Origin of the sequence: Kitasatospora sp. SUK 42, from assembly GCF_015776785.2 — a bacterium.
In the GTDB taxonomy this organism is placed as follows: Bacteria; Actinomycetota; Actinomycetes; order Streptomycetales; family Streptomycetaceae; genus Kitasatospora.
Genome location: NZ_LFMD02000005.1, coordinates 21,689 through 31,919 on the forward strand (window position 1 = coordinate 21,689; position 10,231 = coordinate 31,919).

General features: G+C 71.2%; 9 protein-coding genes. 7 read left to right on the forward strand and 2 right to left on the reverse strand.

Going from position 1 to position 10,231, the window contains the following annotated elements; translation table 11 throughout:
- Both RZ50_RS18805 and RZ50_RS18810 read left to right on the forward strand, forming a co-directional pair.
- The coding region (locus RZ50_RS18805; protein WP_217680645.1) for a putative adhesin at window positions 1-828 on the forward strand (828 nt) is incomplete at its 5' end.
- 413 nt (window positions 829-1,241) lie between these two features.
- Entirely contained in the window at window positions 1,242-1,715 is a 474-nt protein-coding gene (locus RZ50_RS18810) for a hypothetical protein (RefSeq protein ID WP_196949054.1), read from the forward strand.
- Between the two features lie 34 nt (window positions 1,716-1,749).
- Here the strand turns inward: RZ50_RS18810 and RZ50_RS18815 are convergent, their stop codons facing one another.
- Window positions 1,750-3,240 (reverse strand): dienelactone hydrolase family protein, encoded by a 1,491-nt coding sequence (locus RZ50_RS18815; RefSeq protein ID WP_196949053.1) that lies wholly within the window; start codon window positions 3,238-3,240, stop codon window positions 1,750-1,752.
- Window positions 3,241-3,681: 441 nt separating this feature from the next.
- Here RZ50_RS18815 and RZ50_RS18820 point away from each other — a divergent pair, with 441 nt between their 5' ends.
- From RZ50_RS18820 to RZ50_RS18835, 4 genes are all read left to right on the forward strand, one after another.
- Window positions 3,682-4,842, forward strand: a complete 1,161-nt coding sequence (locus tag RZ50_RS18820) for a histidine kinase (RefSeq protein ID WP_308271835.1) — start codon at window positions 3,682-3,684, stop codon at window positions 4,840-4,842.
- The gene (locus RZ50_RS18825; protein ID WP_196949051.1) at window positions 4,839-5,513 is read left to right on the forward strand and encodes a response regulator transcription factor; all 675 of its coding nucleotides are present in this window, start codon (window positions 4,839-4,841) and stop codon (window positions 5,511-5,513) included. The genes RZ50_RS18820 and RZ50_RS18825 overlap by 4 nt, the downstream gene beginning before the upstream one ends.
- A gap of 325 nt (window positions 5,514-5,838) precedes the next feature.
- A complete protein-coding gene (locus RZ50_RS18830; RefSeq protein WP_196949050.1) occupies window positions 5,839-6,093 on the forward strand; it encodes a hypothetical protein in 255 nt (84 codons plus the stop codon).
- A gap of 13 nt (window positions 6,094-6,106) precedes the next feature.
- Window positions 6,107-7,240: a flotillin family protein gene (locus tag RZ50_RS18835; RefSeq protein ID WP_196949049.1), complete on the forward strand. Its 1,134-nt coding sequence runs from the start codon at window positions 6,107-6,109 to the stop codon at window positions 7,238-7,240.
- A 156-nt stretch (window positions 7,241-7,396) separates the two neighbouring features.
- Here the strand turns inward: RZ50_RS18835 and RZ50_RS18840 are convergent, their stop codons facing one another.
- Window positions 7,397-8,524 (reverse strand): NADH:flavin oxidoreductase, encoded by a 1,128-nt coding sequence (locus RZ50_RS18840; protein WP_196949048.1) that lies wholly within the window; start codon window positions 8,522-8,524, stop codon window positions 7,397-7,399.
- A 261-nt stretch (window positions 8,525-8,785) separates the two neighbouring features.
- Between RZ50_RS18840 and RZ50_RS18845 the strand changes: the two genes are divergently transcribed.
- Entirely contained in the window at window positions 8,786-9,742 is a 957-nt protein-coding gene (locus RZ50_RS18845; protein ID WP_308271838.1) for an acyl-ACP desaturase, read from the forward strand.
- Window positions 9,743-10,231: the final 489 nt, after the last annotated feature.

Genomic DNA, 10,231 nt, shown 5'->3' on the forward strand with positions numbered 1-10,231 from the left:
GGCGGGTTGAGCGGCTGGCTGAAGTGCAAGGCCAAGAGCGCCGTCCACACCGTCGTCAAGGCCGTCGAGGACCACCCGGTCATCGCCGCCATGGTCGTCACCGCCGTCGTCGTCGGCGCGGCCGCCTGCATCGTCGCCTCCGGCGGCGCCTGCGGCGGCGTCCTCGTCGCCGCCGCCGAAGGCTTCGCCGGCGCCCTGGAAACCGGTGCCACCCTCTCCGGCGCCGTGGCCGGAGCAGCGATGGGAGCCGCAGGCACAGGCGGACTGGCCCTCGGAGCGACAGCGGTCGCAAGCCTCGGTGCCGGCAAGATCATGTCGGCGATCGAGCAGGACGCGGGCAAGGAAGCCGCAGCCACCAGCCGCTCCACGCAGCCGGAGGTGAAGGTCGACGGCACGGGCTCGCGCGGACACGCCGACGAACCGGCCGTGGGCAAGAACCTTCCGTCGGCTCACGCCGTCGCGGAGTCCGTGACCCATGGAAGCCGAAGCGACGGCAACGCCGTCATCGCCGGCCACGGGTGGCGCGACCAGTACGCCGAGAGCTTCGAGATGCCCCAGGGCACGTGGCTCAAGTGCCACTGCGAGGACGGAATGAAGCTCGGCGACTCGGCCGGCCTGAAGATCGAGCTCGGGCAGCCGGTTCCCGTGACGGAGACCATCCTTCCGGGACAGCGGATGAAGGACATCCTGGTCGGTCCTCCCAAGGGCCTGAACGTCGCCACCGGAAGCGTCGTCACGTCCGTTCCCACACCGCTGAGCGAGATGCTCAAGCCGGGAATGGGCTGTGTGTACCTCGCCACCTGTAGGGAGTTGAGAGAAGGGTTCTGATCGCTGGTCCACTTCGACCTCGATCTGCTGTGACGGTCCGCCGGTTCGCCCGGCGGGCCGTCACGGCCTTTCTGGACCTGCGACCCGGCAGACCGTGCCGGTGCCGTCCACGCCGGTGGGGCGGGACGGTGGGACAGGGCGGGGGCGTCGGGGCCGGCGGCTCTCCCGGGCGGCGGGAGGCGGCCCACCGCGGCAGCACGTCCTCGCGCTGTCACCCTGGACTCCGGTGTGTGGATACGACCCACTAAGCTCCTGCCCCTGGAGACTGCCTGCCTCCCCGCGGAGACCGGGACCCGGCAGGCCTCTCCGCCGCAGGCCAGGCACACTTCCCCTTGTCCGGGGCGGCCGTGGCCGGCGTCCGGCAAGGCACGTGGTCGACGTCGCAGACGTGCGGGGCCCGTACGCCGTGAACCATGTCAGAGCGAATCCGATCGAAAGGCGCATCGATGACGTACTACGGGGACGGGACCGACTACGAGTACCTCTCGCCGGACATGCGGGACATCCCCGTCCAGTGGAAGCGCGAGATCAACATCGGATGGCTCGACAGGCACTTCGACTTCCCGACGGGGGAGCCCCTCCCGGAGCTGGCCGAGGCCCTGAGATGGCTCGTCTCGACGCGGGCCGTGAACCGCACTCGCGGTTGCCACCCCTGCTACTTCTGCAAGACCGCCGACGTCGAGATTCCGAACGCCGCGATCCCGGGGAAGACCGTGTACCTCGGTATGGCCGAGATCCGGGTCGGAGCCGCGGAGGGTGTTGCCTATGCGGCCCCGACCCTCATCTCCCACTATGTCGAGGAGCACGGCTACCTTCCCCCTCTCGCTTTCCAGGAGGCGGCGGTGGCCGAGTACCGGGAACTGGCCGGGAACGCCGGAGCCCTCTGAGGAAGCCCCTGGTCGAGGGGCTGGGTGGCCCGGATCAGTGGCTGTTGTCCGGGTGGTGGACGCTGAGGGTGCCGTAGGCCGGCAGCACGCCGGCCAGGTCGCCGGGTTTGGCTCGGAGGGTGGCGTCCAGGAAGGCGAGGGTGGCTGCGGCGACGACGCGCGGGCTCTCGGTGCGGCCCAGGGAACCGACGATCGAGGGCACGGGCGGCAGGTACAGCGGGCCGTCCATGAACGTGAGGTGTGCGGCGCCGGGGATGGTGAGCCGGTAGCTCGTCGCGGTGCTGGACTTGAGCGCCTCGGTGAGGCGGGGCAGGTAGCGCGGGTCGGTTCCCGGGGTGATGGCCTGGGTGAGCGCGAGCGTCGGCCGGCCGAGGGAGGGCGAGGTCGGGCCGTGGGGGTAGCCGTCCAGATCGATGACGGCGTCGAACCGGCGATCCTGCCGGGCCGCCTGCAGGGCGGCGGCACCCCCCATGGAGTGGCCGGTCACCGCTACCCGGCCGGTGTCCAGGCGTCCGGTCAGCGGGCCGGCGATCTCACCTCGGCCCAGGGCGTCCAGTTGGGTGAGGACGAAGCTGAGGTCGGCGGCTCGTACCGCCGTCCAGCCGGCCGCCAGCTCGTCGTCCTTGCCCGGGTCGCCGGTGGAGGCGGTCTCGGTGGTGATCGTCCGGCCGTCGTCGAGGACGACCGCGGCGGAGTCGTACGGGTGGTCGAGAGCGGCGACCACGTAGCCGTGGCTGGCCAGTTCCTCCGCCCAGGCGGTGTTCTGGGTGCGCACTCCGCCCGACCCGGGAGAGAACAGCACGACCGGGAACCGTTCGCCACCACCGGCCACCGGGGCGCCGAAGACCGAACGGGTGTGGGCGCGCGGAACACCGTCGACCAGGAAACCCGGCAGGCCGACCCCGCGGGCGAGGGCTTCGGAGACGGTGCGCGCCTCGTGCTCCGTGCGTCCGAGGTACTGGGCCCGCCGCGTGCCCGCGGGACTCTGCTGCGCGGGGTACCAGAGCTGGACCACGACCGTACGCAGGTCGTCCGGATCGGCGGTGAAGGTCTCGGGGCGGTGTGGATCGGTCCACTGCACCACGCGGGTGCCGACCGCGAAGCCGCCCGACGGTTCGGGGAACACGGGTACGGGAAAGGCCCAGGCGGCCACCGGGCCCGTGGCGATCAGGCCGACGCAGGCCACCGATCCCGGCAACGCCAGCCACCAGCGGGCCCGCCACGCCGGCCGGCCGGTACGGCGTCGCAGCAGGGGGGAGAGGGCGAACGGCACCGTGGAGGCGGCGCCTGCCAGGACCGGCAGCATCTGCCAGCGGATCCCCGCCACACTCAGCACGATCGCGGACAGCAGGAGAACCGCCCCCGCCACGATCGTGACGCGTGGGCGGGCGGCCGGGGGAAGCCAGCGCGCCACCACCAGCGCGACGGCACCCAGCAGGGCAAGGATTTCCAGGGGGGACATGGACAGTCCCGCGATGATCTCGGTCACCCGGCCATACTCGGCGCCGGGCATGCGCCGCCACATCGATCCCGGGTCGTCATCGTGTGCGACCGGGATCGCAATCCGCGGCACGTCCCGGTGCGACCGGAGCAGCAATCGAGCACGCCGGATCGGTGGCCGCCCTGCGACCACGGGAGGTAGCGGGACTCCTCCTGCGGGCGTATCCCGGCACGGTGCCATCCGACGACGGACTCATGTGCTGCGCGGGGTCCGCGGCCTACCGTGACAGGGCCGCGGTACGTGCCGGGCGGTGCGGGGCGTACGGTCCCCGTGCTCGACGCGGATCCGGCCGTACGTGGTGGCCGCCCCGGCCGGGGCTGCCCCATGACGCCGAATCGACAGGGACGGGTGATGACCGAGGCGGCCGCGGAACCCGGCGATGCCCACCGGGACCGGGTGAGGGACCGGGTGCGGTGGGAGAGGACGGCCTACGCCGGCCCGGCCTCCGCACGGGCGGCGCGACCGGTGACGGCCACCAGGCGCCGGGGCCCCCGGCTGCCGCCCGTGGTGTGGGACTCGCTGCTGCCGACGCTTCTCCTCGTCAACGTCCTGACCACGTACCCGCCGCAGGAGCTGCCGGTGGCCGTGGCCCTCACCGCCGCCCTCGCGCTGCCCCTGGTGTGGCGGCGCCGGGCCCCGCTCACGGTGTTCGGCGCCGTGGCGGCCGCGGCCCTCGTCCAATGGCTGATGGACGTCCAACTGCCTGCGGACATCGCCCTGTTGGTGGCCCTCTACACGGCGACCGCGAACTCGGGCCGACGCGGCACGCTCGTCGCCAGTGCCATCGTGGAGGCAGGCGTCCTTCTGGCCTGCCTGCGCTGGGCGACGGAAGGCGCGTTCCTGACACCCTTCGTCGCGGTCACCGCGACGGCCGTTGCCGCAGCCGTCCTCGGTGTGAACGTGCGGACCACGCGCGCCTACCTCGCGGCCCTGGAGGAGCGGGCCGCACGCCTGGAGCAGGAACAGGAGCAGCAGGCGCGACTGGCCGCCGCCGAGGAAAGGACGCGCATCGCCCGGGAGATGCACGACATCGTCACCCACAACCTGTCCGTCATGGTCGCGCTCACCGACGCCGCCGTCTACGCGCAGCACCGGTCGCCCGACAGGACCACCACCGCGATGCTCCAGATCTCCGAGACAGGCCGACAGGCCCTGACCGACATGCGGCGCTCGTTGGGCATCCTGCGGACCGACGAACCGGACGCGCAGCGCCACCCGTTGCCCGGCATCGCACAACTGGAGGCCCTCGCGGACCAGATGTGCACTGCCGGACTGCCCACCCGCCTCAAGGTCCACGGCAGCCACACCCACATACCCGCCACCGCGCAACTCACCGTCTACCGCCTGGTTCAGGAAGCCCTGACCAACACCCTCAAGCACACACCCCCCGGCACACGCGCGGAGGTCCGGATACGGTGCTCGACCGGGGCCGTCACCGTGGACGTCACCGACAGCGGCCCCTGCCCGCCACCTCCCGCCGCCACACCGTCCGGCCACGGCATTCCCGGCATGCGCGAGCGCTCGGCCGCCTACGGGGGGAAGTTGCGGGCCGGACCGCTTCCGGGCGGCGGCTGGGGCGTCCACACCCGCCTCGACCTCGGCAGCAGCGGAGCGGTGTCCGCATGACGATCCGCATCCTGATCGCCGACGACGAAGCGCTGCTCCGCATGGCCTTCAGCACGGTCCTGGAGGCCCAGCCCGACATGGCACCGGTCGGCGAAGCCGCGGACGGCCTCCAGGCCGTACGCCTCGCCCGGGAGCTGCGCCCCGATGTCGTCCTCATGGACGTCCGGATGCCCGGCACCGACGGGATCGAGGCGACCCGACAGGTCGTCGGGATCTCCCCGCAGAGCAGAGTGCTGATCCTCACCACCTTCGACCTGGATGAATACGCCTTCGCCGGACTCAACGCCGGAGCCTCGGGCTTCCTGCTGAAGAACACCAGGCCCGAGGAGCTCCTCACCGCGATACGCAGCGTTGCCGCGGGCGACGCGGTGCTCTCCCCGCGGATCACCCGCCGCCTGCTGGAGAACCTCCGCCCGCACATCCCCGGCGGCGGCGACGCCGCCCGTGACGCCGACCGCGACGACCGGCTGAGCCGGCTCAGCGCCCGTGAACGCGAGGTGCTCGTCCAGGTGGGCCGGGGCCTGTCCAACGCCGAGATCGCGGCCGCCCTGTACCTCGCGGAGGCGACGGTGAAGTCCCACCTGGGGCGGATCCTGCAGAAGCTCGAACTCCGCGACCGGATACAGGTCGTGATCTTCGCCTACGAGAGCCGCCTCGTCCACCCGGCATGACGCCACCGCCGGAGCCACCGTTGTGGCACGGCGGAGGTGATGGGCCGAGTGGTGGAACTCGCCGCGGCCGTCTGCTTGACGCCTCGTCAGTACCGGTGCGCGTGCTGCGGACTCCCCGGCGCGGCCGGACGCATTCCTGTGCATTCCTTCGACAGCGCGAGTGCCGCGTGACACCCTGGAATCAGCGTTGCTTCGGCACGGTGAGCCGGTCGTGCGCCTGTGCGGCTGTGCGCCCGTGTGCCTGTGCACCGCCGACGCGAGCCGCTGCCAGGGTGCTCGCGCGACGTTCGACAAGAGACGACGTTCGACAAGAGAGGGGTCACCGATGGTGTCGGACCAGGCCGTGATCGGTTGCCCCGGGGTGTTGGTGATCGGTACCCGGGGGGCCGCGGGTCCTGGTGAGGTCCTGGTGAAGATCAGGGGCGGCTCGGAGGCCTTCCTCGCGTGGTCGGAGGAGCCGCTGCCGAAGGGGACGCCCGTCCTGGTGATCGAATCGCGTGGTCTACGCCAGGTGGACGTCATCGAGTGGACCGACCCGACCGACGACCCGTGGGCCGACCGTGCCGACGGCATGCGCTGAGGAGACGACCAGGATGTTCGGCTACCGCGTCCCTGCCCCCGACCAGGCGATGCTGATTTCAGGCGGAAAGCGCGGCCTCGCGGGTGCGCCGTTCCGCGTGGTGACCGGGCACGGCACGTTCGTGCTGCCGGTCTTCCGCAAGGTCCGCTTCCTGACTCTGGCGATGTGCGAGGCGGAGGTCGCCGAGACCTGCGTCACCAAGCAGGGCATCGCGCTGACGGTACGGGCGGTGATCGCGTTCAAGGTCGGCAACGACAGCGAGAGCATCGTCAACGCCGGCCAGCGCTTCCTGTCCGACCAGGAGCAGATGTCGGTGCTGACCGGCCGGATCTTCGCCGGGCACCTGCGCGCCATCATCGGCTCGATGACGGTCGAGGAGATCGTCACCGAGCGGCAGAAGCTCGCCACCGAGGTCCTGGACACCTCGAAGGCCGAGATGGCGAAGATCGGGCTGAGCGTGGACTCGCTCCAGATCCAGTCGATCGACGACGGAGACACCGGTTACATCGTCGCGATGTCGGCCCCGCACCGGGCGGCCATCCAGCGGCAGGCCCAGATCGCCCAGGCGCAGGCCGCCCAGGCCGCGGCGGAGGCGGAGCAGCAGTCCGCCCGGCAGCAGGCCGAGTACGCCCGGCAGACGGCGGTGGTGAAAGCGCAGTACAGCGCCGAGGTGGACCAGGCCCAGGCGCAGGCCGCCCAGGCCGGCCCGCTGGCGCAGGCGCACGCGCAGCGGGAGGTGCTGGCCGCGCAGACCGAGCTGGCCCAGCGTGCGGCGGAGCTGCGCCAGCAGCAGCTGGTCGCCGAGATCGTGAAGCCGGCGGAGGCGGAGGCCGAGCGGATCCGGGTCGTGGCGCTGGCCGAGGCGGAGCGGATGAAGATCCAGGCCGAGGCGGCGGCCTCGCACGGCCGGGTGGCACTGGACCGGATGCTGATCGACCAGTTGCCGCAGATCGTCAAGGAGGCGGCGGGCGGGCTCGCGGGCGCCAACGTGAACGTGCTCAACGGCACCGACGGCCTGGGCGAGATCGCGGCGGGCCTGGTCAGCCAGGGCCTGACGATCCTGGACTCGGTCCGCCGGGGCCTGGGCACGCAGCAGGGTCACGCCGACCAGAACGGCGAGCGGGCCAGCCTCGAACCGGGACAGTAGAGCAGAGGCCTCCGGCCGCACCTGGTACCGCGGCCTGATCGCCGCCCACCGCGCGCGGCTCGCGCGGTGGGCGGCGATGGATCTCTCAAATCTCCTACCAGGTAGTCGACTTGGGGAACCTTGAGGCCTCGGAGGCGGGACCTCGGGGCGTGGTGATCAGCTCAGGGTGCGGAGCGCGGTGGCGTCGTAGGGGAGCAGCTCGGAGAAGCGGCCGGAGAGGACCTTGGCGGCCCACTGCGGGTCCTGGAGAAGGGCGCGGCCGACGGCGACCAGGTCGAACTCGTCGCGCTCCAGCCGGTCGAGCAGGTCGTCGATGCCCTGGACCGAGGCGCCCTCGCCCATGAAGGCGCGGATGACGTCGCCGTCGAGGCCGACCGAGCCGACGGTGATGGCGGGGCGGCCGGTGAGCTTCCTGGTCCAGCCGGCCAGGTTGAGGTCCGAGCCGTCGAACTCGGGGCTCCAGTAGCGGCGGGTCGACGCGTGGAAGGCGTCGACGCCGGCTTCGGCGAGCGGGGCGAGGATCGCCTCCAGTTCCTGGGGGGTCTCGGCGAGGCGGGCGTCGTAGTTCTCCGACTTCCACTGCGAGTAGCGGAAGATCACCGGGAAGTCCGGGGAAACGGCCTCGCGCACCGCGGCGACGAGCTCGGCCGAGAACTTCGTCCGGGCCACCGCGTCACCGCCGTAGGCGTCGGTGCGCCGGTTGGTGCCCGCCCACAGGAACTGGTCGAGCAGGTAGCCGTGGGCGCCGTGCAGCTCGACGCCGTCGAAGCCGATCCGCTCGGCGGCCGCGGCAGCCTCGGCGAACGCGCCGATGACGGCGTCCAGGTCGGTCCGGGTCATCGCCCGCCCCGCTCCCTCGGTGCCGTCCAGCCGGATGCCGGACGGGCCGATGGCGGGAGCGTCGGCGAACGGCGGGTCGCCCTGCTTGCGCACCATGCCGATGTGCCAGAGCTGCGGCACGATGGTGCCGCCCGCCGCGTGGACGTCCGCGGCGACCCGGGCCCACCCGGCCAGCTGCTCCTCGCCGTGGAAGCGCGGGACGTCGTCGCTCTCGCCGGCGGACTCATGGCCGACGTACGTTCCCTCGGTGACGATCAGGCCGACGCCTGCGGCGGCGCGGCGGGCGTAGTACGAGCGCACGTCCTCACCGGGCACGCCGCCCGGGGAGAACTTGCGCGTCATCGGCGCCATCACGATGCGGTTGGGCACGGTCAGCCCGTTGATCGTGACGGGCCGGGACAGGATCTCGGCCGCGCGCGAGGCGGAGGGTTCGGTGACGGTCATGAGGGATTCCTCACGGGTAGCGGTGGTGTGTGCCGGGACGGAAGCGGTCGCTCGCCTCAACCACCCTGGGAGCCTCCGCATTTCACCGGTTGCGGGAAACGTGGTGTGACCTGCGCCACTGCACGCGCCCCGCTGCGGCGAATGGGGTCGAAGGGCCCCAGGCGTCGCCGTCGAAGGGCCCCAGACGCCGCCGACGTGGCAAACCTACGGTGGCGTTACCTACGGAACCGTAGGTTTGTTCGTCGATCGAGAGTTGGACCCGTGAGCAGCACCTCCTCCCGCGCCCGGTGGACCGATGCCCGACTCCTGCAGGCCCTGGAGGAGGTGGTCGAGCGCGAGCTCAACCGCCATCTGCGGGTCTTCAAGGAGTGGATGCCCCATGAGTACGTGCCCTGGAGCCGGGGTCGGGACTTCGACGGGCCGCTCGGCGGCGAACCGTGGGCGGTCGAGCAGTCGCCACTGACCGAGGTGGGCCGGGTCTCGCTGGTGGTGAACCTGCTGACGGAGGACAACCTGCCCAGCTACCACCACGAGATCGCGACCCTGTTCGGTCGGGACGGGGCCTGGGGCACCTGGGTGCACCAGTGGACCAGCGAGGAGGCCCGGCACTCGATGGTCCTGCGCGACTACCTCATCGCCTCCCGCGCCGTCGACCCGGTCGAACTGGAGCGCGCCCGCATGACCCACATGCAGAACGGCTTCGTCTCCGACAACCGGCACTCGCCGCTCCACACGGTCGCGTACGTCGCCTTCCAGGAACTGGCCACCCGGATCTCGCACCGCAACACAGGGCACGCCTCGGGCGACCCGGTCTGCGACCGGATGCTCGCGCAGGTCGCCAACGACGAGAACCTGCACATGATCTTCTACCGGAACCTGCTCAGGGCCGCGTTCGAGCTCGCCCCCGACCAGGCGATGCAGGCCGTCAACGAGGTGGTGACGAACTTCCGCATGCCGGGCCACGGCATGCCCGGCTTCGAGCGCGCCGCTGCTCGGATCGCCGTCGACGGCGTGTACAACCTCCGAGTCCACCTCGATGACGTGCTGCTGCCCGTCCTGCGCCACCTCAAGGTGATGGAGGTCGGCGGACTGGGACCGGACGGGCTCAGGGCCCAGATGGAGCTGGGGCTGATGCTCGACGGTCTGGCCGTCCAGGCGGCCCGGTTCGACGAACGGCAGGCGGCGATCCGCGCCCGGCGGGCCGCGGCCAAGGGCTGACTTGGCGGGGCGTTTGGATCAGGTGCGGAAGTGGGGGTAGAGTCTCTCAGTCGCTCGGCAGGGAGCACCGGACACGCATTGGCGCGGACGGTCCCGGGGCGGCCAATCCTCTGAAACACCACTTCCGGTTCGTGCCGGCCGTTTCGCTCTTCTTTTTTGCGTTGCGGCTCGGTGCTGATGTGGCGTGTGCGTTTTATCGGATTGCGGCTGGATTCGCTTTTCGGAGCGGGGGTCGGCTAGTGTTTGGAACGTCGGACGGGGCGTCAAGCCCCGGAAGACACCGGCGAGTTGGATGACGAAGCCCCGGAAACGGAGCGGAAAACATCTGATAAGCTGGAAACACGAAAGAACGAAGCGCCCGGAGGGCCCGCTGGAAGGCGGCTCGAAGGAAGCGTCCGTTCCTTGAGAACTCAACAGCGTGCCAAAAGTCAACGCCAGATATGTTGACATCCCCGGCCTCAGATTCTTCTGGGGTTGGAGATTCCTTTT

What these genes read in the sequence shown, in the direction of transcription:
- RZ50_RS18840 (WP_196949048.1), bottom strand. Translation starts at nt 8,524, where the DNA reads ATGACCGTCACCGAACCCTCCGCCTCGCGCGCGGCCGAGATCCTGTCC.
- RZ50_RS18825 (WP_196949051.1), top strand. Translation starts at nt 4,839, where the DNA reads ATGACGATCCGCATCCTGATCGCCGACGACGAAGCGCTGCTCCGCATG.
- RZ50_RS18830 (WP_196949050.1), top strand. Translation starts at nt 5,839, where the DNA reads ATGGTGTCGGACCAGGCCGTGATCGGTTGCCCCGGGGTGTTGGTGATC.
- RZ50_RS18835 (WP_196949049.1), top strand. Translation starts at nt 6,107, where the DNA reads ATGTTCGGCTACCGCGTCCCTGCCCCCGACCAGGCGATGCTGATTTCA.
- RZ50_RS18815 (WP_196949053.1), bottom strand. Translation starts at nt 3,240, where the DNA reads ATGTGGCGGCGCATGCCCGGCGCCGAGTATGGCCGGGTGACCGAGATC.
- RZ50_RS18810 (WP_196949054.1), top strand. Translation starts at nt 1,242, where the DNA reads ATGTCAGAGCGAATCCGATCGAAAGGCGCATCGATGACGTACTACGGG.